Below are 25,089 nucleotides of genomic sequence, written 5' to 3' on the forward strand. Positions count from 1 at the left end.
CGCCCGGAGCACCCTTCGTCTGGCCTGCCCGGCGCATTTCGGGTAGCTTTGCTGGCACGTGCGGGGGCCGGGCAGCCGGTGTCTCCGGAATATCGCGGATCGCCCCGGCCGCGCCCGGCCAGGCGCCCCTGGCCGGGCTGCTCCCGTCTTCCCGTTTCCATTTCCGGTCGAAACCAAGGTCATCCATGGCTCAATACGTCTACACCATGCATCGGGTCAGCAAGGTCGTGCCCCCGAAGCGTGAAATCCTCAAGGACATCTCCCTGTCGTTCTTTCCCGGCGCCAAGATCGGCGTGCTCGGACTGAACGGCGCCGGCAAGTCGACCCTGCTGCGGATCATGGCCGGGGTCGACAGCGAGTTCGACGGCGAGGCCCGGCCGATGCCCGGCATCAAGGTCGGCTACCTGCCGCAGGAGCCGCAACTCGATCCGCAGAAGAGCGTGCGCGACATCGTCGAGGAGGCGGTGGGCGAGATCAAGCAGGCCCAGGCCCGCCTGGATGAAGTCTATGCCGCCTATGCCGAACCGGACGCCGACTTCGACGCGCTGGCCGCCGAGCAGGCCAGGCTGGAGGCCATCCTCCAGGCAGCCGACGGCCACAATCTGGAGCGCCAGTTGGAAGTCGCCGCCGACGCCCTGCGCCTGCCACCGTGGGACGCTAAAATCGAGCACCTCTCCGGCGGCGAGAAGCGCCGCGTGGCGCTGTGCCGCCTGCTGCTGTCGGCGCCCGACATGCTGCTGCTGGACGAGCCGACCAACCACCTGGATGCCGACTCGGTAGCTTGGCTGGAGCATTTCCTCCACGACTTCCCCGGCACCGTGGTGGCGATCACCCACGACCGCTACTTCCTCGATAACGTTGCCGGCTGGATTCTCGAACTGGACCGCGGCCACGGCATTCCCTTCGAGGGCAACTACTCGCAGTGGCTGGAATCCAAGGCCGCCCGCCTGACCCAAGAGGCCAAGGCCGAAGCTGCCCATGCCAAGGCCATGAAGGCCGAGCTGGAATGGGTGCGCCAGGGCGCCAAGGCCCGCCAAGCCAAGTCCAAGGCGCGTCTTGCGCGTTTCGAGGAGATGCAGTCCCAGGAATTCCAAAAGCGCAGCGAGACCAACGAGATCTACATTCCGGCCGGTCCGCGGTTGGGCGACAAGGTCATCGAGTTCCACAACGTGCGCAAGGGCTACGGCGACCGCGTGCTGATCGACGACCTGTCCTTCGCGGTGCCCAAGGGCGCCATCGTCGGCGTGATCGGCGGCAACGGCGCGGGCAAGTCGACCCTGTTCCGCATGATCCTCGGCAAGGAGACGCCGGATGCCGGCAGCATCGACATCGGCGAAACCGTGCAGGTCGCCAGCGTCGACCAGAGCCGCGACAACCTGGACGGTGGCAAGACTGTCTGGGAGCAGGTGTCCGATGGCCTCGACCAGATCCGTATCGGCAGCTACGAGGTGCCCTCGCGCAGCTACGTCGGCCGCTTCAACTTCAAGGGCGCCGACCAGCAGAAATTCGTCAAGGATCTCTCTGGCGGCGAGCGCGGCCGCCTGCATCTGGCGCTGACCCTGAAGCAGGGCGGCAACCTGCTGCTGCTCGACGAGCCGTCCAACGACCTTGACGTGGAAACCCTGCGCGCCCTGGAAGAGGCGCTGCTGGACTTCCCCGGCTCGGCCATCGTGATCTCCCACGACCGCTGGTTCCTCGACCGCATCGCTACCCACATCCTCTCCTACGAGGACGACGGCAGCGTGGTGTTCTTCGAGGGCAACTACACCGAGTACGAGGCCGACCGCAAGAAGCGCCTCGGCGAAGCCGCCGCCCAGCCGCACCGGGTGCGCTACAAGAAGCTGGCGTAATGTCGACGCCCCGGCCGTTCGGCCGGGGCCTTCTTCCTTTCGCCCTGCAGTGACGGGGCGTTACCCGATTGGCCGGCTGCGGCTTGAACGGCTCGTCTCCTTTGGTGGAAAATGCGATAAATTATCATTTGCGCAGATTCCGCCGTCATGCCCGCTCAGCCTCCCGGCCCCTTCCACACCCTCTACAGCCAGCATCACGACTGGCTGAAAGGCTGGCTGCGCAGCCGCATCGGCAACACCAGCGACGCCGCCGACCTGGCCCAGGACACCTTCGTGCGCGTGCTGGCGAACCGCAGCGCCGACAGCATCCGCGAGCCGCGCACCTACCTGAGCACCATCGCCCGCGCCCTGCTGATCGACCACTTCCGCCGCCAGAGCATCGAGCGTGCCTACCTGGAAGCACTGGCCGCGCGCCCTGAGTCGCTGGCCATCTCCCCCGAGACGCGGCTGGCCATCCTGGAAACCCTCACTGCCATCGACGCCATGCTCGACGGATTGGGCGAACGCACCCGCGCGATCTTTCTCGCCGTCCAGCTCGAAGGGCTCGGCTACGCCGCCGTGGGCGAACGCCTCGGCGTCTCGGTCACCACCGTGAAAAAACACCTGATCCGCGCCATGACCCACTGTCTGCTGCTGATGGACGACTGATCCCATGGCCCTCGATCCTCGCACCCTAGAAGCCGCCGCTACTTGGTACGTACAGCTCCGGGCCGAACACAGCGAGGCCGACCGCCAGGCCTGGCGCGACTGGCTCGACGCAAACCCGGCCCATGCCCAGGCCTGGGAGCGGGTGGAACGCCTGCAGCGACAACTGGGCGGACTGCCCCCGGAAGCCCTGCCGGCCCTGGCCAACGCACGGGCCCGGCGCCGCGCCGTCCTCAAGATCCTCGGCCTGCTGGGCATCGGCATCGGCGTCACGGGCCTGGCGCTCGAACGCAACCCGCCCGGCCATTGGCTGGCCGAGCACCGCACCGCTACAGGACAACGGCGCAGCTTGCAGCTGGCCGACCGCAGCCACCTCGAACTGAACACCGACAGCGCCCTGGACCTGCTCTTCGACGACCGGCAGCGCCTGATCCGCCTGTACCGTGGCGAACTGCTGGCGGAGACCGCCGTCGATCCCGCCGGCCGTCCCTTCATCGTGGAAACCGCCGAAGGCCGCGTGCGGGCCCTGGGCACCCGCTTCAGCGTCCGTAGCGAGGACGGCCGCAGCCGGGTCACGGTACTGGAACAAGCCGTCGAAATCCGCCCGGCACAGTGGACAGGACAGCCCGTGCGGCTGGGCGCCGGCCAGCGGATCGACTTCGCCGCCGACCATCTTGGAGAACCTGGAACCGCACCGGAAGGCGTGGACGCCTGGACGCGCGGCATGCTCAGCGTGGTCGAATGGCGCTTGGGTGACTTCATCGCCGAACTGGCCCGCTACCGGCCGGGCTTCCTGCACTGCGACGAAGCCGTCGCCGGTTTGCGGCTGTCCGGCGCCTTCCGTCTCGACGACACCGACGTGGTATTGGAAAACCTCGCCCGCTCGCTCCCGATCCGGCTGCGCCACTTCACCCGCTACTGGGTGCGCATCGAACCCGCCTGAGCCTTGGGGGGACTCATTGCCTGGAGGGGCAGGAGCCGGTCAGGAAAAAATCATTCACAGGGGTTGCCGATTTTCATTCTCGTTCGGCCTGGCATTGAAACGGCCCGATGCCGCTTCCGGTTCCGCCCAACGAAAGGAATACCCCATGACCCGACGCACCCCGTTGGCCTGCGCCATCCACCTGGCGCTTTCCGGCCTCATCCTGGCGCCCCTGCCGCTGTCTATCCTGCTCCCCGCCCTGGCGGCGGCCCAGGACCGTTCCGGCATCCGCGACTACCGCATTCCCGCCGGCCCCCTGGGCGCAGCGCTCAGCCAGTTCGCCACCCAGGCAGGCGTGACCCTCTCGTTCGCCGCCGAACAGACCCGCGACCTGACCAGCCAGGGCCTGCACGGCGCCTACAGTTTGGAAGAGGGGCTGGCGCAACTGCTGGCCGGCAGCGGATGGCTGGCGCAGCGGCAGGAGAACGGCAGCTATGTGCTGGTGAAGGCGAAAGCGGATTCGGACCTGGTCAGCCTGGATATCATGCGGGTAGAAGACAATTCGCTCGGCACCATCACCGAGCAGACCAAGTCCTATACGCCGGGTACTATCGCTTCGGCTACCCGTTTGGTGTTGACACCACGCGAAACACCTCAGACTGTTACTGTTGTAACTCGCCAGCATATGGACGATTTCAATCTAACCAGTCTTGATAAAGTCATGGACCACACGCCTGGCGTTACTCGAACGAGCTGGGATAGCTATCGCTCTCAGTATTACGCCCGGGGCTTCCAGATTACTAACTTTCAATACGATGGCATTCCTACACTGGCGGACTCGATCAACTACACTGGCCAGACCTCGGGCGACATGATCCAATATGATCGAATCGAGGTCATTAAAGGCGCCAGCGGCCTGACTACCGGCGCAGGTGGCCCTGGCGCCACCCTCAACTTGGTACGCAAAAAACCTACCCATGAATTTTCCGGTCACGTGACCGCCGAAGCCGGCCGCTGGGATAACTACCGGTCTGAACTGGATATTAGTGGACCTTTGAACGAAAGCGGTACTTTCCGCGGACGTATCGCCGGGGCTTTCCAAGACAGACAATCGTATCTTGACCGTTTCAAAGAGCAGACCAGAGCTTACTATGGTATTTTGGAGTACGATCTGACTCCCCAGACGATGCTTACTTTCGGTGGAAATTCCGATGAAAGAATCCCAACGGCTAACAGTTATGGCGGAATTCCCATGTTCGACTCCAACAATAACGAGGTTCATGTATCACGCTCTTATAATACAGGTACAGACTGGAGCCGATCGGAGCAGTTCAGTCATGCCTTCTTTACCCAACTAGATCATGAATTTGACAACGGATGGAGCGGCAGGGCCTATTATACTTATCAGAGAAATGCATACGATTCAAAATTGGGCGGAATTAGAGGCATGCCAAACGTCGACGATGACAATAGCAGTTATGTACTCATGGGATATGATAGATACAGAGTAAGAACCAAAGCACTAGAAGCTTATGCTCGCGGTCCTTTTGAGTTGTTCGGTCGTACGCATGAGTTGGCCGTAGGGGCTAGTGGATATAAAAACGACACGGAAGGAAAAGGGTCTGGAGCAACCGTTAGAGTCCCTATAGATGACTTTTATAAATGGGATGGAGATATACAACAGATATCAAACCTTACAGGTATCAGGACCAAGTGGGGCGAGCGTGTCAACCAACGAGCTTTTTATTCCAGCACTCGCTTTAGTCTGAGCGATGATCTCACCCTGATTCTTGGTGGGCGAGTCACCAACTACAAGGCTGGCGGTGACAATCACATGCGAGAGACCGGGGAGATGGTTCCCTTCGCTGGCATCACATATGATTTGAGTGAAAACTATTCCATCTATGCCAGCTACACGAAAATATTCCAGCCACAAAGCGCCCGTGACAAAGACAACGCAGTACTTGAGCCTGATGAGGGAGACAGCTACGAGGCTGGGCTCAAGGGGGAGTGGTTTAATGGTCGCCTAAATGCCAGCCTGGCCTATTATGAGATTCGTCAGGACAACCGCGCTGAGTCTGTAGGCTGGGATGATGTACGTAGCCGAACCATTTACGAAGGTAAAAAAGCCAAAACCAAGGGGGTTGAGCTGGAAGTCACAGGTGAATTGGCTCCGGGGTGGAATATTCAGGCGGGACTAACCCATCAGGTCATTCGGGAAGACAGAACGAATGACAAGTTGACGACTCAAGCCCCCGAGAATCAATTCAAGATTTAAACTACCGACTACCCGGCACATTGAACAAGCTGGCTGTAGGCGGTGGAGCGAGCTATCAGGGTACTACTTGGCAAAATGCCGACTACCTTGATCCACCTCGCCAACTTAGACAAGAAGCATTCTGGCTGGTTAACCTGATGAGTAAATACCAGTTTACCGATGATATTTCGGCAACGCTCAATATCAACAACCTGTTCGACAAGCATTACTACAGCGGCTATGGTGATAAATTCTATCCAAACGTCGCTGTAAAAACCTATGGCGACCCCCGCAATATGATGCTAACCACCCGCTGGGATTTTTAGCATCTCCCCGCTTGGCCTCGAGTCGGCCCCTTGGCGCCTTACGGGCACGGGAAAACCGCTGCCCCATGCCCGGAAAACTCCGGGCAGACCGCTCTGACCGTGTAGCGTAACGCCGGAGCCGGAGCGGGCTGGCCAGCATCTCCATGACCAGGTATCGGTACGGGGCAGGTTTCAACCAGCCGTCGGTTGGCCGTTCTCGTCGAAGTCGAGCACCGTGACTTCCTCGTCGGCGTCGGTGATCTCGGCCCGGCGCAGCGCGCCGTTGGCGTGGTAGCTGTAGATGTGCTGCAGCTCCAGTTCGCCGTAGACGATCTTCTCCAGCCTGATCAGACGTTCTTGGTCGTCGAAGTGGCCGCGGAAGAAGGTGTTGCGGTTGTGGAGACCGGCCTCGTCGAGTTCGTTCATCAGCTTCAGCGGCAGTTTGACGCCGCTGTAGGTGACGAAATGGCGACAGGTGCCGGAGGCTTCGCTGCTCATGTTTCCTCTCATCGGGTGTGGTTTCGCGAGGGCGCGATGATCGCATAAAGCGCGAGCCGTGCGGCATGGCCGGCGTTTCGCGACGCTCGAAGGGGCCGCCGAGGGGCAGCGCGGCGCGGCGATTGCGCGTCGGGCCGCGCTTCCGGCAAGCTGCGTCGCCGGATAGCTGCGAAGCGAGACGACAATGTTTTCCAAACTCCTGATCGGCCTGCTCGGACCGCTGCTCAAGGCGCTCGTCGGGAAGGTCCTGGACGAGTTCTCCGACTGGCTGTTCGAGCGGCTCCGGGAAATACTGCGTCGGCGTCGGACAACCAATCTGGACGAGCTCGAGGCTCGGGCCGCGCAGGCGGACGAGCGGGCGCGCCGGGCCGGCAGTGCGGACGAGGCGCGCGAGCAGGAGGCGGTCGCCAGGGTCTGGCGCGAGGTGGCGGAAATGTTCCGCCGGGAGAACGAGGCCCTGAAAGCGGAGCTGGAGGACGTGCGGCGCGGTGCCGGGCGCCGGGCGCGCCAGGCGGTGGCCACCCTGCCGATCGGGCAGGTCGTCGAGTCGGTCGGGAAGGCGTCCGAACGCGAGGAGGCCGGGAGCCCGCTTCGGCTCGACGGGCCGGCGGCCGAGCGGGAGTGAGGTGGGGCGTCCTCGGTTTCGTCGCCGGCGATCCGCTTCGCGCGCACGGGCGCCGCTGGTGGGAGCGGCGGGCCGCTCTTGCCTGTTTTCGGAGTTGCGGACTCCGCTTCCTCTCAATAGTGATACCAACGCAACTGCAGGCTCAGCTCGCTGGCCGGCGCGCCCTGCTGGCTGAATTCGCGCCGGGCGGCCAGGCGCAGGCCGAGGTTGCCGGCGATTTCCCATTGCTGGACCAGGCTCAGCTCGCGGCGTACCTCGCCGTTGTGGAAGTAGTCGGCGTGGGCTTCGAGGCCGAGGTTGCCCAGGCGGTTGCGCCACAGCAGGCCGGCATCGAAGCCGGCCGCCGGGCTGAGGAGGGCGGCGAAGTCCCCGTTGTGCTCCAGCCGGGCGGTGGCCAGGGCGAAGCCGAGCAGGTCGTCGGCGAGGTGCCAGGTGGCGCCGGCGCCGCCGTTCAGATGGCCGACCAGTTGCTCGTCGTCGTGACGGCCCTTGCCGACGACCCGCTCCAGACCGCCGCCGACCTGCCAGGACAGGGGTGAGAGCAGAGTGCTGCGCGGGGTCAGCGAGCGGATATTGGCCACATCCAGCCGTTGCAGTTGCCAGTGGCCGCCCTCGTACTGGCGCAGCTTGAGCTGGGCGATCTCGATTTGCGCGCCGAGCGGGAAGCCATCCAGGTTGTCCGCCAGGTCATGGTAGGCCATACGCAGGCCGTATTCGGCGAAGCTTTGGTCTTCGCGGCTGCCGAGGGCGAGTTGCCAGGTACGCGACTGGTGGCCGTTTTCCGGCGGCACCGGGCGCGCCACGGCGAGGCGCGGCGGCGGCGCGCGGTTGATCGCCTGCAGCAGTCGGTAGCTGTCGCGGGCGCTGGTGTCGTCGCGTTCCTCGCCGTTCTTGCGGTAGCGGATCAGCCGGTAAGCGGCGTCCTGTATCAGTGCCCGGCGTTCGGCCGGCAACGCCTGGAAGGCCGCAGCGTCGAGCGCGGCGCTGTCCCCGGCCAGGCGCCGCGTCCAGTCGCGCTCGGCGCGACTCAGCGGGTCGGCGCGCGCGAGCAGTTCCTTCTCCCGCGAGGGACGGTAGGCGCTGCGCTCGATCAGCCCGGCCTGCTCCACTGCGCGCACGGTGTCGGCGGGGATGGCGGTGAGCGGGAAGCGGTCGGTCAGCTCCAGGCCCGGACGGGCGATTTCCAGCAGCTCGAGCAGGCGGTAGGAGCAGTTTTCGTCGAAGAAGTAGTAGTCGAACTGGATCTGCCGCAGTTCCCAGACGTGCTCGACCATCCGTCCGGTTTCCTCGGCGCTGAGGTTCAGGCGGTATTCCCAAAGGTCGCGATTTTCCAGACGGCTGTATTCGGCGAGCTTTTCCCGGTACGGCAGCAGGGCGAAGAGACCGGGATAACCGCCCATCAGGCCCTTCCAGGCATAGAGGATGCTGTTGTCGCTGCCCTCGATGTAGGCGCCGAAGTTCAGCGCATAGCTGAGCAGCGGGCTGCCCTGGCTGTCGATGCCGGGCGGATCGATGCGTAGCAGGGTGTGGCCGAACATCGACGAGGGGCTGTTCAGGTAAGCGGCGGGGAACACCAGTACCGTGCTGTGCGGGGCGATGTCGGCGTACCAGTCGGCGTATTCGCGGCACTGCGGTTGCGGCAAGTCGTCCAGCGCCAGGCGCTCGCGCAGCCAGCGGGTACGGGCCGGGAAGCGGCACTGCGGATGGCGGTCGGCGAGGATCGGGTCCCGGTAGAGGGCGGCCAGGGTGGCGGCGAGTTCCGCCGCCGGATCGCGTTCGCCCCGCTCGGCGAGGAAGAATCCGGCGTCGTCGACGTGGCTGCGCCAGCCGCCCAGCCGGTCGCGCTGGTAGTGGCCGAGGGCGAGCCAGAAAGGCTCCGCAGCCAACTCGTGCAGACGCGCCGCCGACGGTTGCGGATCGGCCTGGAGCGTGGCGCAGGCGCCGCCCAGCAGAAGGGGAAGTAGGCGTTTGAACATGAGGGGATGAGGCGGTCAGACAGGAAAGTGCCCGCCGGAGCGGGCACGGGACAGCGGCGGAGCGGCCGGCTCAGGCCCGTTCGGCGTACTTGGCCAGGCGCTCGTCCTTCTTCAGCACGGCGAGAGTGGCGTTGTGCACATCCTCGGCGGTGACGTCGGCGGAGCTGAAGATTTCCGTGAAATGCTCGCGGGTCACGGCGGCGAAGCGGGCGCGGTCTTCCGGTTGCACGCCGAGCACCACGGCATAGGTGGTCAGGGCTTCGCCTTCGCCTTTGGCCATGTCCTCGGAAAGCTCGTCCATGATGCCGCCCAGCACCAGCATCGGCTTGCCCTGGTAGGACAGGGAACCGTCGGTGCGGCAACCGTTGGTGCCGGAGGTCATGCCGAAGGTGGCATTGCCCGAAGAGCCGTTGGTGGTCGAGGCGACCAGATGCGAGGCCAGGCCACGTTGTCCCTTGAACAGCATGTTGCCCCAGCCGCAGCCCGGACCGCCCGGCGCCTCGGCGAAGGCGTTAGCGGAGGCGATAGCGAACAGGGAACCTAGCAGAATCCTTTTCATCGATGATCTCTTCTTCTTCAATGGTGAAAAACGGGCCGGTCTTCGCCGGCCGGTGCGCAGCATTTTGCAATGCGGTGGAGCTGTCAAGCCGGCCGTCCCGCTGGTGGCCAGGCGCTTGATACAGGTCACTGCATATCGCTTCGTCTGAGCCACGCTGAAAACGAGTATGGCCGATTCTCGGGAGCGAGCATATCTGACGTATTCGATCCAAAGACCATCCTGGAGCGTCTACACCGGGACTATCGGCAATGCGCCGAGGCCATTCGCGGCGATCTGGCCCGGCCGCACGACACGGACGCCGTCGAGCGTGCCGGTGAGCCGCAGAACGACGAAGTCCTGCAGGCCCTGCTAGCCGAGGCCGAGGCGGGCATGCGCTAGTCGAGCGGGTTTGCCAGCAGTTGGTGGAGGGGCACTATGGCATCTGCCGGCGCTGTGGCCGGCCCATCGAGCCGGCGCGCCTGGCGGCGAACCTTGCTTCCAGTGTGCCGGACTAGAACCCTGAGACCTAGCGTGGCCGGTCGTCCGGATGTCGTGCGGTACCGAGGGGCGCCTTGCGGCTGACCGGTGCGAAGGCCAGAATGACGTCTGTTTTTCCCCTCTCCGCGGCACCTGCCGCACGATGTAAGGATTTTCGATGCCCGACTCCGTTGCTGCCGGCCTGCGCCTGGCACCCGATGAGCTGACCCGTCCCTTCGATCCCGCTCAGTTCGCTTTCGCCAGTACCGACGAACTGGAGCCCTTTCGCGGCGTGCTCGGTCAGGAGCGCGCGGTGGAAGCACTGCAGTTCGGCGTGGCGATGCCACGCCCGGGTTACAACGTCTATGTCATGGGCGAGCCGGGCACCGGCCGCTTTTCCTACGTCAAACGCTATTTACAGGCTGAAGCCAAGCGCCTGGAAACTCCGTCGGACTGGGTCTATGTCAACAACTTCGACGAGCCCCGCGAGCCGCGCTCGCTGCAACTCGCGGCGGGCAGCGCCAGCGAGTTCATCGCCGACATCAATCTGTTGATCGACAACCTGCTGGCAACCTTCCCGGCGGTATTCGAGACGCCGACCTATCAGCAAAAGAAGAGCGTCATCGACCGTGGTTTCAACCAGCGCTACGACCGCGCCCTGGATTGCATCGAACGGCAGGCGCTGGACAAGGGGATCGCCCTCTATCGCGATAGCACCAACATCGCCTTCACCCCGATGAAGGATGGCAAGACGCTGGACGAGGGCGAGTTCGCTCTGTTGCCGGAGGCCGAGCGCGAGCGTTTCCACGAGGACATCGGCTACCTCGAGGAGCGCCTCAACGAGGAGTTGTCCAGCCTGCCGCAGTGGAAACGCGAGTCGAGCAACCAGTTGCGCCAGCTCAACGAGGAGACCATCACCCTGGCCCTGCAGCCGTTGCTCGCGCCGCTCTCGGAGAAATATGCGGAAAACGCCGGGGTCTGCGCCTATCTGCAGGCGATGCAGGTCAATCTGCTGCGTACCGTGGTCGAGCTGCTGAGCGACGAGAACGTGACGGACGCCCAGCGCCGCACGCTACTGGTCGAGCAGTACTGCCCGAGCCTGGTGGTCGGCCATCATAGCCAGGGGGGCGCGCCGGTGGTGTTCGAGCCGCATCCCATCTACGACAACCTGTTCGGTCGCATCGAATACGGCACCGATCAGGGGGCGCTCTACACCAGCTATCGCCAGTTGCGTCCAGGCGCGTTGCACCGTGCCAACGGCGGCTTTCTGATCCTCGAGGCGGAGCGGCTGCTCGACGAGCCCTTCGTCTGGGACGCTCTCAAGCGCGCCCTGCATTCGCGCCAATTGAAGATGGAGTCGCCGCTGGCCGAGATGGGCCGTCTGGCCACCGTGACCCTCACTCCGCAGGTCATTGCGCTGCAGCTCAAGGTGGTGATCGTCGGCTCGCGGCAACTCTATTACGCGCTGCAGGAGCTGGATCCCGATTTTCAGGAGATATTCCGCGTACTGGTGGATTTCGACGAGGAGATCCCTCTTGGCGACGACAGCCTTGAGCAGTTCGCCCAGTTGCTCAAGACACGCACCTCGGAGGAGGGCATGGCGCCTCTGACCGGTCCGGCGGTAGCGCGCTTGGCGACCTACAGCGCGCGCCTGGCCGAGCACCAGGGGCGGCTGTCGGCGCGCATCGGCGACCTGTTCCAACTGGTCAGCGAGGCCGATTTCGTCCGCCAACTGGCCGGCGAGGCGCTGACCGACGTCGGTCACATCGAGCGCGCCCTGAAGGCCAAGGAAACCCGTACCGGACGGGTTTCGGCACGCGTTCTCGACGACATGCTCGCCGGCATCATCCTGATCGACACCGAAGGCGCGGCGATCGGCAAGTGCAACGGGCTGACCGTGCTGGAGATCGGCGACTCCGCCTTCGGCGTGCCGGCGCGGATCTCCGCCACCGTCTATCCGGGCGGTTCGGGGATCGTCGACATCGAGCGCGAAGTTAACCTCGGCCAGCCGATCCATTCCAAGGGGGTGATGATCCTCACCGGCTATCTCGGTAGCCGCTACGCCCAGGAGTTTCCGCTGGAGATATCGGCGAGCATCGCCCTGGAGCAGTCCTACGGTTACGTCGATGGCGACAGCGCCTCCCTCGGCGAGGTTTGCACGCTGATCTCGGCGCTGTCGCGTACGCCGCTCAGGCAATGCTTCGCCATTACCGGTTCGATCAACCAGTTCGGTGAGGTGCAGGCGGTCGGCGGGGTCAACGAGAAAATCGAGGGCTTCTTCCGCCTCTGCGAGGCGCGCGGACTGACCGGCGAGCAGGGGGTGATCATCCCGCGCGCCAACGTCACCAATCTGATGCTCGACGAACGTGTGCTGCAGGCGGTGCGCGCCGGGAACTTCCATGTCTACGCGGTGCGCCAGGTGGACGAGGCGCTCAGCCTGCTGCTCGGCGAGCCGGCCGGTACCCCGGACGGGCAGGGCCGCTTCCCGGCTGGCAGCGTCAATGCGCGGGTGGTCGAGCGACTGCGGGAAATCGCCGAAATGGGCATGGAAGAGGATTCGAGCAAGCCGAAGGAGCCGCAGGTCGGCCTGTCGGAGTGAGGCACCGTCGGCTCGAAACCGGGACGGCGGGATATCGTCGGGCGATGCCGGTTTTTCCGGACTCGTTCACAGACTTATCCACAGGTCGGGTAGAAGCAAAAGTTTTCCCAGGCGCTTCGCGAGGTGTACGCTGAAAGCAAGACCCTGAAGGGGGATTGCCCTATGTCACGTACGCTTTGTTTGATCCGCAACTGCCTGGGGCTGACCGTTCGCATCGAACTGGTGACCCGTCCGCTGGCGGGGGAGCAGGGGCTGTGGATCCTGCTCTTCGCCGCCGGCCTGTCCGGCGCGCAGCCGTCCTCGGTCAAGGCCCAGGGGCCGTTTCGCGGACCCGTGGCGGCGGGGCGGGTGCTCGACGAGGTGGCCGCCAGCCTGGCTGGTGTGGGTTACCAGGAGTGCTCCGACCCGCTCATCTGGTGCCTGCACTTGCAGGCCGAACTGCGCCGGCTGAACGGGCCGCGGCGCTGTCGGCCGAGCGGTTGCGAGTCGCGGCCGGAGCTTTGAGCGCGGACTGGTCGAGATTTGTTCGGCGGCGGCGAGGATGCGTCCGGCGGGCCTTGGGGAAATCCTTCCGCTTTCCATTCACAGGTTTATCCACAGTGGATGGGGATATGTGGTCAGGCATTTCCGGCTCCGGCGGGGGCTTCAATCCCGCTCCGGGCCATGGGTATACTCGCCGCCATTTTTGGCTTAGTGGATGCCCCATGGAACGTTTCGTTGAAAATGCGATGTATGCCTCCCGCTGGCTGCTGGCGCCGATCTATGTCGGCCTGTCCGTAGCCCTGCTGGCGCTGACCCTGAAGTTCTTCCAGGCGGTCTATCATTTGCTGCCGCACGTGCTTGACATGGCCGAGGCGGAATTGATCCTGGCCCTGCTTTCGATGATCGACATGGCGCTGGTCGGCGGCCTGCTGGTGATGGTGATGATTTCCGGCTACGAGAACTTCGTCTCCCAACTGGACATCGACGACGGCAAGGAGAAGCTCGACTGGCTAGGCAAGATGGATTCTGGCTCGTTGAAGCTGAAGGTGGCCGCTTCCATCGTCGCCATCTCCTCGATCCACTTGCTGCGCGTGTTCATGGATGCGCAGAAGATCCCCAACGACAAGCTGCTCTGGTACGTGCTCATCCATATAACCTTCGTCGTTTCCGCCTTCGTCATGAGCTATTTGGAGAGGATGGCCAAGCACGCCCATTGAAGGGAAGAGGTTTTCCTTCGGAGGCTTTCGCATGGGCGATGGCCCGTGGAAGGGGCCTGGCCATCGTCTTCCCGGTCCCGTTCCCGCGCTTGTGCTAGTCTGTCGGGCCTTTTCACCGACTGGAAATCCGCCATGAGCGAACTCAACCTTTCCACCGACGAAGCCCGCGTCAGTTACGGCATCGGGCGCCAGTTGGGCGACCAGATCCGTGACAATCCGCCGCCCGGGGTCGAGCTCGAGGCGATCCTCGCCGGCCTGGCCGATGCCTTTGGCGGCCAAGCCAGCCGCGTCGAGCCGGCAGCGCTGTCGGCAAGCTTCAAGGTCATCCGCGAGCGCATGCAGGCCGAAACCCAGGCCAAGGCCGAAGCGGCGGCTGCCTCCGGCGTTTCCTTTCTCGCCGAGAACGCTAGGCGCGAAGGCGTCACGGTGCTGGCTTCCGGTCTGCAGTACGAAGTGCTGAAGGTCGGCGAGGGACGCAAGCCGGGCCGCGAGGATCGAGTGCGCACCCACTACCACGGCACCTTGATCGACGGCAGCGTATTCGACAGCTCCTACCAGCGCGGGCAGCCGGCCGAATTTCCGGTCAGTGGCGTGATCGCCGGCTGGACCGAGGCGTTGCAACTGATGAACAGCGGCAGCAAATGGCGTCTTTATGTTCCGAGCGAGCTGGCCTATGGCGATCAGGCCATCGGCAGCATCCCGCCGCACAGCGTGCTGGTGTTCGACGTCGAACTGCTGGACGTGCTGTAAAAGGCGGATACCCGCCGGTTTACCGCCGGTAAAACGAAAAAGCCGGGCCATGGCCCGGCTTTTTCGTTCCGCCCGAACCCCGGCTCGGCGTCAGTGGGTGCGTGCCACGGCGAAACGGCTCAGATCCACGAGAGCATCGCGATATTCGCCGGGCGGCAGGGTATCCAGGCAGGCGATGGCGCGCTCAGCGTGCTCGCGGGCCAGGCGGGCGGTGTAGTCCAGGGCGCCGGCGGCCTCCACGGCGGCGACGATGGCGGTCAGGTCCTCGATTCCGCCCTTCTGGATCGCCCGGCGTACCAGGGCGGCCTGCCCGGGAGTGCCTTCGCGCATCGTGTAGATGAGCGGCAGGGTCGGTTTGCCTTCGGCCAGGTCGTCGCCGACGTTCTTGCCCAGGGTCTCGGCATCGCCGCGGTAGTCGAGCAGGTCGTCCACCAACTGGAAGGCGACGCCGAGCGAGTCGCCGAAGCAGCGCAGCGCCTCGGCCTGTTCCGACGTGGCGCCGGCCAGGGTAGCGGCGCCATGGCTGGCGGCCTCGAAAAGCATCGCGGTCTTGCCGCGGATGACTTCCATGTAGGTTTCTTCCGTGGTGCTGGCGTCGCGCACCTTGGACAATTGCAGTACTTCGCCCTCGGCGATCACCCGGGTGGCCTGGGACATGATGCGCATCACCGGCATGGAGGCCAGCTCGACCAACATCTCGAAGCAGCGCGCATAGAGAAAGTCGCCGACCAGCACGCTCGGCGCATTGCCCCAGAGGGCGTTGGAGGTGGAGCGACCGCGGCGCAGCTCGGAGTCGTCAACCACGTCGTCGTGCAGCAAGGTGGAGGTGTGCAGGAACTCGATGGCGGCAGCCAGCAGGCGCATCCGCTCGTCGCACTTGCCAAGAGCGTTGCCGCACAGTAGCACCAGCAAAGGACGCAGGCGCTTGCCACCGGCGGAGATGATGTAGTCGCCGATCGTTTCCACCAAGGGGACACGCGATGTGAGCTGTTTGCGGATGATGCCGTCAACAGCGCTGAAATCGTCCGCGACCACGCGGTAAAAGGCCTGGGGTTGCATCAACGCATCGAGCTCCTGATCAATTGCCGCGGCATGCTAGGTGGCAGGGTATGGGCTGTCAAGGCGAGGCCCGGCGCCGCTTGCGCGGCTTCTGGTGCTTGCGTACAATCGCGGACCCTAACTTTCCTGGGTATTTCCCTGTCTTACGCAATAGCGCAGGCGGTCGAACCCGTCCGCGCAGCCATGCCGGCCAACGACTCCTTCTATAAAGCGCCGGGTGAGCAGGATCAACGGAGACATACCATGTACGCAGTAATTGTGACCGGCGGCAAGCAATACAAGGTTGCCGAAGGCGAATTCCTCAAGATCGAGAAGCTCGAAGTGGGCACTGGCGAATCCGTCACTTTCGACCGCGTGCTGCTGGTCGGCAACGGTGACGACGTGAAGATCGGTGCCCCCGTGGTCGATGGCGCCAAGGTGACCGCCGAGGTCGTGGGCCAGGGCCGTCACGACAAGGTGAGCATCATCAAGTTCCGCCGCCGCAAGCACCACATGAAGCACCAAGGCCACCGTCAGTGGTTCACCGAAGTCAAAATCACCGGTATCCAGGCCTAAGCCTGAATAGCCGCTATCTGGAGTAACGAACTCATGGCACACAAAAAAGCTGGCGGTTCTACCCGCAACGGTCGCGACTCGGAAAGTAAACGCCTTGGCGTGAAGATCTTCGGCGGCCAGGCCATCAAGGCCGGCAACATCATCGTGCGTCAGCGCGGCACCCAGTTCCATCCCGGTTTCGGTGTGGGCATCGGCAAGGATCACACCCTGTTCGCGAAGGTGGAGGGCGTGGTCAAGTTCGAAGTGAAAGGTGCTTTCGGTCGTCGCTACGTGAGCGTCGTATCCGCCTGATTTCGAGAACGCCGGAAAAGCCCTGTCAAGCGACGGGGCTTTTTTGTTTCTGTATCCTGTATCACCCGTTTCACTCGGCCCGTCCCATTGGCGGGAGGCGTACCCATGAAATTCGTCGATGAAGTTTCAATTTTTGTAAAGGCCGGTGACGGTGGCAACGGCATGATGAGCTTTCGTCGCGAGAAGTTCATCGAAAAGGGCGGCCCCAATGGTGGCGACGGTGGCGACGGCGGCTCCGTGTATCTGGAGGCCGACGAGAACCTCAACACCCTGGTGGACTACCGCTATACGCGCCGCTTCGAGGCGCAGCGCGGCGAGAAGGGTGGCAGCAGCGACTGCACCGGGGCCAAGGGCGATGATCTGGTCCTGCCGGTGCCAGTCGGTACCACGGTAATCGATGCCGGCACCCAGGAGATCATCGGCGACTTGGTCCGTTCCGGGCAGCGCCTGCTGGTCGCCCAGGGGGGCTGGCACGGCCTGGGCAACACCCGCTTCAAGTCCAGCACCAACCGCGCGCCGCGGCAGACCACGCCGGGCAAGCCGGGTGAGGCGCGGGATCTCAAGCTGGAGCTCAAGGTGCTGGCCGACGTGGGGCTGCTCGGTTTGCCGAACGCTGGCAAGAGCACCTTCATCCGTGCCGTATCGGCCGCCAAGCCGAAGGTCGCCGACTATCCCTTCACGACCCTGGTGCCGAATCTCGGGGTGGTCAGTGTCGGCCGCTACAAGAGCTTCGTGGTCGCCGACATCCCCGGACTGATCGAGGGCGCGGCGGAGGGCGCGGGGCTAGGCATCCGTTTCCTCAAGCATTTGGCTCGTACCCGGCTGCTGCTGCATCTGGTGGACATGGCGCCGCTCGATGGCGGCGATCCGGCCGAGGCGGCGGAAACCATTCTGCGCGAGCTGGAGAAGTTCAGTCCGGCGCTGACCGAGCGCGAGCGCTGGCTGGTGCTGAACAAAGCCGATCAGTTGCTCGACGAGGAGCGCGAGGAGCGGTTGCGCGCGGTGCTCGAGCGACTCGACTGGCAGGGGCCCGTATATGTGATCTCCGCGCTGGAGCGGGAGGGTACCGAAGCACTCTGCCAGGACATCATGCACTACCTGGACGAACGCACCCGGCGCATCGCCGAGGAGCCGGAATACGCCGAGGCGCTGGCCGAGCTGGATCGGCACATCGAGGACGAGGCGCGTACGCGCCTGCAAGCGCTCGACGATCAGCGTGCGCTGCGCCGTGCCGGCTTGAAGAGCGTCGATGCGCTGGAGGATGAGGACGACTTCGACGACGAGGACGACGGTGACGGACCGGAGATTTTCTACGTGCGGTGATCCTGTGGGGCGGACGGGGTCCGCCCGCGATTGGCGGCGGGGTAGGCCCGCCATCTGACAGACAGAGCGGAAAGGCGGAGATGATGCGCGATAAGGTGACAGCTGCGCGGCGTTGGGTGGTGAAGATCGGCAGTGCCTTGCTGACTGCCGACGGTCGTGGCCTGGACCGTTCTTCGATGGCGGTCTGGGTCGAGCAGATGGTGGCGCTACGCGAGGCCGGCGTGGAACTGGTGCTGGTGTCCTCCGGCGCCGTGGCGGCCGGCATGAGTCAACTGGGCTGGAACGCCCGCCCGAAAGCCATCCACGAGTTGCAGGCGGCGGCCGCGGTGGGGCAGATGGGGCTGGTGCGAGCCTGGGAGTCGAGTTTCGCCGAGCACAGCCGGCATACCGCGCAGATCCTGCTGACCCATGACGACCTCTCCGATCGCAAGCGCTACCTGAATGCCCGCAGTACCCTGCGCACCCTGTTGGATTTCGGTGTCGTCCCGGTGATCAACGAGAACGACACCGTGGTCACCGACGAGATCCGCTTCGGCGACAACGATACCCTGGCGGCGCTGGTGGCCAACTTGGTAGAGGCGGACCTGCTGGTCATCCTCACCGACCGCGACGGCATGTTTGATGCCGATCCGCGCAACAATCCCGATGCCAAGCTGATCTTCGAGGCGCGCGCCGACGACCCGCGCCTGGACGGCGCCGCTGGCTCCAGCGGTGGCGCCCTCGGCCGCGGCGGCATGCAGACCAAGCTGCGTGCGGCGCGGCTAGCGGCCCGTTCCGGGGCTCACACGGTGATCATCGGCGGGCGTATCGAGCGGGTGTTGGATCGGCTCAAGGCCGGTGATCGGCTGGGTACCCTGCTGGCGCCTGAGCAGGGCATGTTGGCGGCGCGCAAGCAATGGCTGGCCGGGCATCTGCAAATGCGCGGCACCCTGGTGCTGGATGCCGGGGCGGTAGCGGCGCTGACCCACCATCACCGCAGCCTGCTACCGGTGGGCGTGAAGTCGGTGGTGGGGAATTTCCGCCGTGGCGAGATGGTGGTTTGCGTCGATCAAGAGGGGCACGAGATAGCCCGTGGCCTGGTGAACTACAGTTCCGCCGAGGCGCAGAGGATCGCCGGCCATCCGTCCGAGCAGATCGAGCAGTTGCTGGGTTATGTCGATGAGCCGGAACTGGTGCATCGCGACAATCTGATTCTGGTTTGAAGGAGGACGCTATGCGCAGGATTCCGTTGTTGCTGGCGCTACTGTCGCCGTCTCTGGCCCTGGCCGAGCGGATTGGCGAAGTGTCGACCGTGTTCAAGTGGTTCGGCCCGAACGACCGGATCGTCATCGAGGCTTTCGATGACCCCAAGGTCGAGGGGGTGACCTGTTATCTGTCGCGTCCCAGGACCGGCGGCGTCAAGGGTGGGTTGGGGTTGGCCGAGGATCGTGCCGAAGCCTCCATCGCCTGTCGTCAGGTTGGCAAGATCCATTTCCGCGAGGAGATCAAGGATGGCGAGGTGGTCTTCAAGGAGCGTACCTCCCTGGTATTCAAGAGCATGCAGGTGGTGCGTTTCTTCGATGAGAAGCGCAATACCCTGGTGTACCTGGTCTACAGCGACCGGGTGATCGAGGGTAGCCCGCAGAACGCGGTGACGGCGATTCCGATCCTGCCCTGGGGGGAGTGAGGGGTCTATACCACCTTCCCGGAAATTTTCCGGAATGCGGAGCGATGGCTGTCGTGGAGTTCTTGCTGGAACGGGTGGAAACACCGCTCGGCCAAATGTTGCTCGTCACGGACGAGCAGGGCAAGTTGCGCGCCCTCGATTGGCACGATCATGAAGACCGCATGCACCTGCTTATGCGCAGGCAATACCCCGGCGTCAGGGTCGGCCTGCGGGAGGCCATGTGCGAGTCGTGTGCCGCGCAGGCGATGTGTGCCTATTTCGACGGTGACATCGCGGTCATCGACAAGCTGGCCGTTGCAACGGGCGGCACGGATTTCCAACGCCAGGTCTGGGCGGCACTGCGCGACATCTCTGGCGGCGAAACGCTCAGCTACCGCGATCTTGCCACGCGAATCGGACGGCCTTCGGCTGTACGCGCGGTGGGTCTGGCCAACGGCGCGAACCCTGTCGGCATCGTAGTGCCTTGCCACCGGGTCATCGGAAGCGACCGCACGCTGACCGGCTACGGCGGAGGTCTGGAGCGCAAACAATGGCTGCTCGACCATGAGCGCAAGTGGCGGGATGCCAGGTCGGTCTGAATTCAATCGTCAATTTCCGAGTTCTTGCGATTGGTTCCAGACACGGGCGGGGCGCACGCGCGAGCCCGGAGCCGCCGGCGGAAAACAAAAAACCGGCCTTCGGCCGGTTCTTCGCGGAACGCTTCGAATCAAGCAGCGGCTGTGCCGAGTGCTTTGATGTGTGCGTTCAGGCGGCTCTTGTGGCGAGCGGCCTTATTCTTGTGGATGATGCCCTTGTCGGCCATGCGGTCGATCACCGGAACGGCGGCAGTGTAAGCAGTCTTGGCCTTGTCCAGGTCCTTGGCGTCGATCGCCTTGACCACGTTCTTGATGTAGGTACGAACCATCGAGCGCAGGCTGGCGTTATGGCTACGACGCTTCTCAGCCTGTTTGGCGCGTTTTTTGGCAGAAGGTGAGTTGGCCACCGTCAAGCTCCTCGAAACTGGGGATACGAACAAATAAGGCCGCGAATCATGCCGAGACGCGGAATGGATGTCAAGGGAAAGGCTCTGCCAGGTCAATCGCGTGAACGATACGTCAATTGTCCAGGACAGTCGCTTGAAACGCCCGCCGGATAGCGGGCTGGAAAGATTGTGTGAGCCTCAACATGGTGGCGGTTGGTTATCTTCACTTCCGCGCCTCGGGAGAGTAGTTGGCATGGGGGCTTTGGCTGGGAGAGTCTTCCGGGTGAGCGGTGAATGGTCGGCGTAATGTGCCGTCAATGCTTGGCGGTGCTCGGTATAGCGCAATATGGGGAACCGAATAGGCCGACAGTACATGTGGTTTTATGTAGGCGACCACCGACTGCGCCACCAGCCTTAGCTAGACGCAAAAAGTGAGAAAAGCGAGTCACCCAGAGCAAAGCTAGGGTCGAAACGTGGGGACAGCGTTTGGAGTTTCGTCTAAGGTGTGTGGTTGCGACTGGCATAGGTGACTCGCCGAAATGGGCTAGCCAGAAGATATCCAAGACGTCAAATGCCAGGGGACCGATAAAGCTAGGCACCAAGGTCACCCGGGCGATGGAGTCTCTGAGCGCGACCTAGAATTGAGCCTATCATTGCCAGCCATCCGCTGAGCGCAGGCGAGCAGGCCTGCTATGCGCGGATGGCACGCCAGTTGCTGGAAGAACAGGCGGAAATCGAAGCGGCACCCCAGGGCGATTTCGACACCTTCGTGGCGGCGTATCAGGCGAGTATTTTGGCGACGATTGGGGTGTAATCTTTCGCGCCGGGAAGCCCGCCTAATCCACAGGAAGGTCAGATAACATGCAGCAAGCCATCATTGAACTGTTCGCCGATCTTCCCCTGCAGGGGCCGGGCTGTGATGAAGACACCCTCGAGGTGCTCGAGCGAATTAAACGTGGTCTGCCTTCCACACCTCGGATAGCGGACTTCGGTTGCGGAACCGGGCGGAGCAGTCTCGCGCTCGCGCGTTCCCTCCCCAATGCGAAGGTTACCGCCGTTGATGCCTTGCCACTTTTCATCGAAACCCTGCAGGAGCGAAGCCGCAGCCTAGACCTGCACGAACGGATACAGGTACAGGTGAGTGACATGCTGGCTCCAGACATGCTGCCTGCCTCGCTGGACCTGATCTGGTCGGAAGGTGCTGCTTATGCAGTCGGATTCGAGACGGCATTACGTGCCTGGCGCCCCTTGTTGAACGAGAACGGGCGCTGCGTGCTCTCCGAATGCGAATGGTTGGCTCCGGATCGTCCAGCAGAGGTACAGGCCTTCTGGGATACCCACTACCCTGCCATGGGCGATCGCACAGCGAATCTTGCCCACGCCGAGGCCGCAGGTTACCGCGTTATGGGCACTCACGAACTTTCCGCCGCAGGCTGGACGAATTATTACAGTGCACTGGCCGCCGCAGTAGACGTCAACCGGACGACACTCGACCCAACATTCGTCCAGGCCATAGAGCAGGAAATCGCCATACGCGCCCTGGGCAGCCACTGCTTTGGCTATGTGTTCTATCTGCTCGAAGCCAGCTGAAGCAGGGACGCCGGTTCCAGTGTCCGCCGGAAGATCCAACGACACCTAGAGCATTTTTAGAAAATACGAATATTTCGGTTCTCCTCTCCCGCTCGGACAAGGGGACCGGAATGGCTCGGGCATACAGTGCCGATCTTCGCCAGCGCGTCGTCGACGCGGCCATGGGGGGCTGTCGGCTCGGCAGGCCGCCGAGCGATTCGATGTCGGCACAGCAACAGCGATCGTCTGGGGACGGCGCTTCCGGGAAGGTGGGGAACTTGTCGCCCGCCGACAGGGCAAGCCCCGGAGCTTGCGGCTCGATCCCCATGTGCACTACCTGCTCGGCCTGCGCGAGCAGATCCCCGACCTGACGCTGGCCGAACTCGCCGCGCCCCTCGAACGGGAGCGTGGCGTCCGTGTCAGCTTGGCGACGGTGTGGAGGTTTCTCGACCGGCACGCCATGACGTTCAAAAAAAGACGGCGCCTGCAGCCGAGCAGCAACGGCCGGACGTCCAGGCAGCCGGACAGGGATGAATCGAGGAGCAGTCCGGTTTCGATTGGCGCAAGCGGATCGTCGTCGACGAAACCGCCGCTTCGACGAACCTGGCCCGCCTGCGGGGCTGGGCCCCTCGCGGCGAGCGCTGCCGGGGCGCGATCCCCCATGGCCACTGGAAAACCACGACCGTTACCGCCGGCCTGCGGCTGGATGGCCTGCGCGCGCCGCTGGTGCTCGATGGCGCTATGAACGGCCCGGCCTTCCTGGCCTATGTCGAGCAGGTTCTGGTTCCCGAGCTGACGCCCGGCGCTATCGTGGTGATGGACAACCTGCCGGCCCACAAGGTGGCGGGGGTACGCCAGGCCATTGAAGGCGCAGGAGCCACACTGCGCTACCTGCCTCCCTATAGCCCCGACCTGAACCCGATCGAAAGGGCATTCTCCAAGCTCAAGGCGCTGCTGCGAAAGGCGGCGGCGCGGACCGTGCCGCAGCTGTGGCAGAGCATTGGCGAGGCGATTGCGCAGTTCTCGGCGCAGGACTGCAGGCACTCCTTCGAGGCAGCCGGATATGAATCGGGATATTCCCGCCAGCATAGGGGCAGCCATGTAGCCCATGACTACGGATACCAGCGACAGGGCGATCCGCGACGGAATAGACAGTTCTGCATTCGCGATGAAGTAGACGCACCGTTCTGTTAGACCTATCCAAAGCTCCCCATAGGTAGCTTTTTGCTAACTTCCTGCTTCGACGGGGCCGGTTTCACCCTGGCGTTGCCGCCAGGGCCAGCGCCTTCCCCTCCACAGGCCGACACCGTGGAACTCACGGCGTAATGCTTCAAATTGATTGCCGCGTTGCCGTCCCGGTCGTGCCGGGCCTGGCAGTCTGGGCACGTCCAGGTACGCACCGCCAACGGCAGGCTCTCCCGCACCTGCCCGCAGCACGAGCAGGTCTTGCTGCTGGCGAACCAGCGGTCGGCCACGCGGGAAATCGTGGCCGAGAGGATCTTGCCGGAGAAGCGCAACGCCTCCCGCATCCGCACCCAGCCGAGATTGGGGATGCGGATGCGGCAGCCGTCGAGGGCGAACTGATCGTTGGTCAGGGTGAAGCGGTCATGCACGCCCTTGCGGCGCAACCTCGGGTACCTGGCCCGGCCGGCGAAGAAGTTCTTGAACGCATCCCCGAGCTGGATGATGGCCATCTGCGCGGCGTTCTTGGTGACCTCGAGCATCCAGGGGAACTGCTCGCGCTTGATCGCGTTGAGCTGCCGGCGCAGAGCAGCCTGCGACGGCCTGGGTTGCGCCGGGTCGGCCTTGTGTGCCTCGTACTGCCGGCCCCACTCGGCCAGCGCCCAGTTGTAGGCAAACCGCGCCACGCCCGCGGCACGGGCGAAGTAGGTCGCCTGTGCGTTGTTGGGGGCGAGTGCGATCTTGTGGGCGAGGATCACGACTGCGAGTCCTCCACAGCCTTTTTCACGCCGTCGAGCAGCTTTTGGTTCTTCCGGCTACGGGAGCCGTACAGCCGGGCGCTGAACACGGTGATGATCTCCAGCACATCCTTGGCCAGATCCTCCTCGAAGGTAGTGTCTTCACCCTGGTTCAGGATGACCACCTCGACGCTCTTCGCTTCGCACATAGCGAACACCAGCTCCGCACCGAAGCGCAGCAGCCGGTCTTTGTGGGTGATGACCAGCCGCCCGACCTGCCCCTCGATGATGGATTCCAGCAGGCGCTTGAGCCCTTTCTTCTGGTGGTTCATGCCGGAGCCCAGGTCGGCGATCACCTCGAACGTCCAGCCCTGGCGGGCGCAGTACAGCTCCAGCACCTGCTTCTGGCGCTCCAGGTCGTCCTTCTGGTCGTGGCTGGAAACGCGAGCGTAGGCCACCGTCCTGCGGCAGGCCTCGGCCTCCGAACGGAACAGCTCAGGCTTCAGTTTGGCGAGGTCGTAGCGGCGATGGCCGCCTGCCATGTGCTCGGCAACCAGTTTGCCCGATGCCTCCCAGCGGCGCAGCGTCGTGATCGACACGCCCAGCGCCTTGGCGGCTTCACCAATGCTCACCAATCTACCCATATTGGGTAGTATTGCACAGCTATGATGGTTTTTAAATCAAACTGTTAAAGCCCTCCACAGAGCGCGCCAATCGCCGCCTCGCCGTTGATCATCAGGCCAGCACCAATCGATAACTCCAGGTATAGGGCGCCGCCCTCACCGCCGGGATGGTGACCGTATTGGGTCGTAAAAAATAATCAAAAGTGTTGCATTAACATCATTTGTGTTGCGTAATAACTCCATCAACAGCAACGAGATGGGGTGATGAAGTTCAGCGAGTTCAGGCGATGGTTGAAGGCCCAAGGAGTGATGTTCGAACCTGCCAAAGGCAGCCACTGGAAAGTCACTGCACCGAACGGAAAAACGACGATCTTCGCGGACCACGGCAGTAAGGAAATGAAGGAGCCGACCCGCAAAGTAATCATCAAACAACTGGGACTCGAATGAGCCCCTTCGCTGCTCGCAGAATTGATCGCCCAGGA

Annotated in this window: 23 protein-coding genes and 4 pseudogenes; 20 read left to right on the forward strand and 7 right to left on the reverse strand. The window is 63.6% G+C overall.

The genetic code is table 11. From position 1 onward, the window contains the following. Window positions 1-185 precede the first annotated feature (185 nt). The 4 genes and pseudogenes from ettA (at window position 186) to ACGI6K_RS03890 (ending at window position 6,000) form a co-directional block, all read left to right on the forward strand. A complete protein-coding gene (ettA, locus tag ACGI6K_RS03875; RefSeq protein WP_376942946.1) occupies window positions 186-1,850 on the forward strand; it encodes an energy-dependent translational throttle protein EttA in 1,665 nt (554 codons plus the stop codon). 147 nt (window positions 1,851-1,997) lie between these two features. Then, window positions 1,998-2,498, forward strand: coding sequence for a sigma-70 family RNA polymerase sigma factor (locus tag ACGI6K_RS03880; RefSeq protein ID WP_376942944.1), 501 nt, complete (start codon window positions 1,998-2,000; stop codon window positions 2,496-2,498). Between the two features lie 4 nt (window positions 2,499-2,502). Next, window positions 2,503-3,438, forward strand: coding sequence for a FecR domain-containing protein (locus tag ACGI6K_RS03885; protein ID WP_376942942.1), 936 nt, complete (start codon window positions 2,503-2,505; stop codon window positions 3,436-3,438). A 145-nt stretch (window positions 3,439-3,583) separates the two neighbouring features. After that, window positions 3,584-6,000, forward strand: a pseudogene (locus ACGI6K_RS03890) (TonB-dependent siderophore receptor). 171 nt (window positions 6,001-6,171) lie between these two features. On the opposite strand, the gene ACGI6K_RS03895 reads toward ACGI6K_RS03890, so the two are convergent. Continuing rightward, window positions 6,172-6,477 (reverse strand): DUF6156 family protein, encoded by a 306-nt coding sequence (locus ACGI6K_RS03895; protein WP_012702598.1) that lies wholly within the window; start codon window positions 6,475-6,477, stop codon window positions 6,172-6,174. Between the two features lie 184 nt (window positions 6,478-6,661). On the opposite strand from ACGI6K_RS03895, the gene ACGI6K_RS03900 reads away from it, so the two are divergent. After that, window positions 6,662-7,102, forward strand: coding sequence for a hypothetical protein (locus ACGI6K_RS03900; RefSeq protein ID WP_376942939.1), 441 nt, complete (start codon window positions 6,662-6,664; stop codon window positions 7,100-7,102). A 113-nt stretch (window positions 7,103-7,215) separates the two neighbouring features. Here ACGI6K_RS03900 and ACGI6K_RS03905 read toward each other — a convergent pair whose 3' ends face one another. Both ACGI6K_RS03905 and ACGI6K_RS03910 read right to left on the reverse strand, forming a co-directional pair. Then, window positions 7,216-9,078, reverse strand: coding sequence for an Lnb N-terminal periplasmic domain-containing protein (locus tag ACGI6K_RS03905; RefSeq protein WP_376942937.1), 1,863 nt, complete (start codon window positions 9,076-9,078; stop codon window positions 7,216-7,218). A 70-nt stretch (window positions 9,079-9,148) separates the two neighbouring features. After that, window positions 9,149-9,637, reverse strand: coding sequence for a DUF3015 domain-containing protein (locus ACGI6K_RS03910; RefSeq protein ID WP_376942935.1), 489 nt, complete (start codon window positions 9,635-9,637; stop codon window positions 9,149-9,151). A 189-nt stretch (window positions 9,638-9,826) separates the two neighbouring features. Between ACGI6K_RS03910 and ACGI6K_RS03915 the strand changes: the two are divergent. The 5 genes and pseudogenes from ACGI6K_RS03915 to ACGI6K_RS03935 all read left to right on the forward strand — a co-directional run bounded on the left by ACGI6K_RS03915 (window position 9,827) and on the right by ACGI6K_RS03935 (window position 14,641). Beyond that, window positions 9,827-10,131, forward strand: a pseudogene (locus tag ACGI6K_RS03915) (TraR/DksA family transcriptional regulator). A gap of 140 nt (window positions 10,132-10,271) precedes the next feature. Then, on the forward strand, window positions 10,272-12,692 hold the full coding sequence (locus ACGI6K_RS03920) for a Lon protease family protein (protein WP_376942933.1): 2,421 nt from the start codon (window positions 10,272-10,274) through the stop codon (window positions 12,690-12,692). 162 nt (window positions 12,693-12,854) lie between these two features. Beyond that, window positions 12,855-13,196: a hypothetical protein gene (locus ACGI6K_RS03925; protein ID WP_376942931.1), complete on the forward strand. Its 342-nt coding sequence runs from the start codon at window positions 12,855-12,857 to the stop codon at window positions 13,194-13,196. 200 nt (window positions 13,197-13,396) lie between these two features. After that, the gene (locus ACGI6K_RS03930; protein WP_376942929.1) at window positions 13,397-13,891 is read left to right on the forward strand and encodes a TIGR00645 family protein; all 495 of its coding nucleotides are present in this window, start codon (window positions 13,397-13,399) and stop codon (window positions 13,889-13,891) included. Window positions 13,892-14,023: 132 nt separating this feature from the next. After that, on the forward strand, window positions 14,024-14,641 hold the full coding sequence (locus ACGI6K_RS03935) for an FKBP-type peptidyl-prolyl cis-trans isomerase (protein WP_376942927.1): 618 nt from the start codon (window positions 14,024-14,026) through the stop codon (window positions 14,639-14,641). Window positions 14,642-14,731: 90 nt separating this feature from the next. On the opposite strand, the gene ACGI6K_RS03940 is transcribed toward ACGI6K_RS03935, so the two are convergent. Then, the gene (locus ACGI6K_RS03940) at window positions 14,732-15,700 is read right to left on the reverse strand and encodes a polyprenyl synthetase family protein (protein ID WP_376942925.1); all 969 of its coding nucleotides are present in this window, start codon (window positions 15,698-15,700) and stop codon (window positions 14,732-14,734) included. Window positions 15,701-15,943: 243 nt separating this feature from the next. On the opposite strand from ACGI6K_RS03940, the gene rplU reads away from it, so the two are divergent. From rplU to ACGI6K_RS03970, 6 genes are all read left to right on the forward strand, one after another. After that, window positions 15,944-16,255 carry a 50S ribosomal protein L21 gene (gene rplU / locus ACGI6K_RS03945; RefSeq protein WP_012702587.1) on the forward strand — a complete coding sequence of 104 codons (312 nt, stop codon included), beginning with the start codon at window positions 15,944-15,946 and terminating at the stop codon, window positions 16,253-16,255. A gap of 33 nt (window positions 16,256-16,288) precedes the next feature. Further along, window positions 16,289-16,546: a 50S ribosomal protein L27 gene (gene rpmA, locus ACGI6K_RS03950; protein WP_376942922.1), complete on the forward strand. Its 258-nt coding sequence runs from the start codon at window positions 16,289-16,291 to the stop codon at window positions 16,544-16,546. 105 nt (window positions 16,547-16,651) lie between these two features. Then, entirely contained in the window at window positions 16,652-17,869 is a 1,218-nt protein-coding gene (gene cgtA / locus ACGI6K_RS03955; protein WP_376942920.1) for an Obg family GTPase CgtA, read from the forward strand. An 83-nt stretch (window positions 17,870-17,952) separates the two neighbouring features. Beyond that, on the forward strand, window positions 17,953-19,071 hold the full coding sequence (proB, locus tag ACGI6K_RS03960) for a glutamate 5-kinase (RefSeq protein WP_376942959.1): 1,119 nt from the start codon (window positions 17,953-17,955) through the stop codon (window positions 19,069-19,071). Window positions 19,072-19,082: 11 nt separating this feature from the next. Next, window positions 19,083-19,535: a CreA family protein gene (locus tag ACGI6K_RS03965; protein ID WP_376942918.1), complete on the forward strand. Its 453-nt coding sequence runs from the start codon at window positions 19,083-19,085 to the stop codon at window positions 19,533-19,535. A 44-nt stretch (window positions 19,536-19,579) separates the two neighbouring features. Then, window positions 19,580-20,113: a methylated-DNA--[protein]-cysteine S-methyltransferase gene (locus ACGI6K_RS03970; protein ID WP_376942916.1), complete on the forward strand. Its 534-nt coding sequence runs from the start codon at window positions 19,580-19,582 to the stop codon at window positions 20,111-20,113. A 128-nt stretch (window positions 20,114-20,241) separates the two neighbouring features. Here ACGI6K_RS03970 and rpsT read toward each other — a convergent pair whose 3' ends face one another. Then, a complete protein-coding gene (gene rpsT / locus ACGI6K_RS03975; protein WP_012702580.1) occupies window positions 20,242-20,517 on the reverse strand; it encodes a 30S ribosomal protein S20 in 276 nt (91 codons plus the stop codon). 637 nt (window positions 20,518-21,154) lie between these two features. Here rpsT and ACGI6K_RS03980 point away from each other — a divergent pair. The 3 genes and pseudogenes from ACGI6K_RS03980 to ACGI6K_RS03990 form a co-directional block, all read left to right on the forward strand. Further along, window positions 21,155-21,310: pseudogene (locus ACGI6K_RS03980) on the forward strand (hypothetical protein); the annotation flags it as partial. A 47-nt stretch (window positions 21,311-21,357) separates the two neighbouring features. Continuing rightward, window positions 21,358-22,086 (forward strand): SAM-dependent methyltransferase, encoded by a 729-nt coding sequence (locus ACGI6K_RS03985; protein ID WP_376942914.1) that lies wholly within the window; start codon window positions 21,358-21,360, stop codon window positions 22,084-22,086. 110 nt (window positions 22,087-22,196) lie between these two features. Next, window positions 22,197-23,133: pseudogene (locus ACGI6K_RS03990) on the forward strand (IS630 family transposase); the annotation flags it as partial. 128 nt (window positions 23,134-23,261) lie between these two features. Here the strand turns inward: ACGI6K_RS03990 and ACGI6K_RS03995 are convergent. Together ACGI6K_RS03995 and ACGI6K_RS04000 are read right to left on the reverse strand one after the other, a co-directional pair. Then, entirely contained in the window at window positions 23,262-24,005 is a 744-nt protein-coding gene (locus ACGI6K_RS03995; protein ID WP_394543462.1) for an RNA-guided endonuclease InsQ/TnpB family protein, read from the reverse strand. Then, window positions 24,002-24,628 (reverse strand): IS607 family transposase, encoded by a 627-nt coding sequence (locus ACGI6K_RS04000; RefSeq protein WP_377969117.1) that lies wholly within the window; start codon window positions 24,626-24,628, stop codon window positions 24,002-24,004. Before ACGI6K_RS04000 ends, ACGI6K_RS03995 begins: the two co-directional genes overlap by 4 nt. A 243-nt stretch (window positions 24,629-24,871) precedes the next feature. Between ACGI6K_RS04000 and ACGI6K_RS04005 the strand changes: the two genes are divergently transcribed. Beyond that, complete coding sequence (locus ACGI6K_RS04005; RefSeq protein ID WP_376949384.1) at window positions 24,872-25,054, forward strand: type II toxin-antitoxin system HicA family toxin; 183 nt, start codon at window positions 24,872-24,874, stop codon at window positions 25,052-25,054. Window positions 25,055-25,089 lie beyond the last annotated feature (35 nt).

The sequence above is a fragment of the Azorhizophilus paspali genome (genome assembly GCF_043587585.2).
Lineage (GTDB): Bacteria > Pseudomonadota > Gammaproteobacteria > Pseudomonadales > Pseudomonadaceae > Azotobacter > Azotobacter paspali.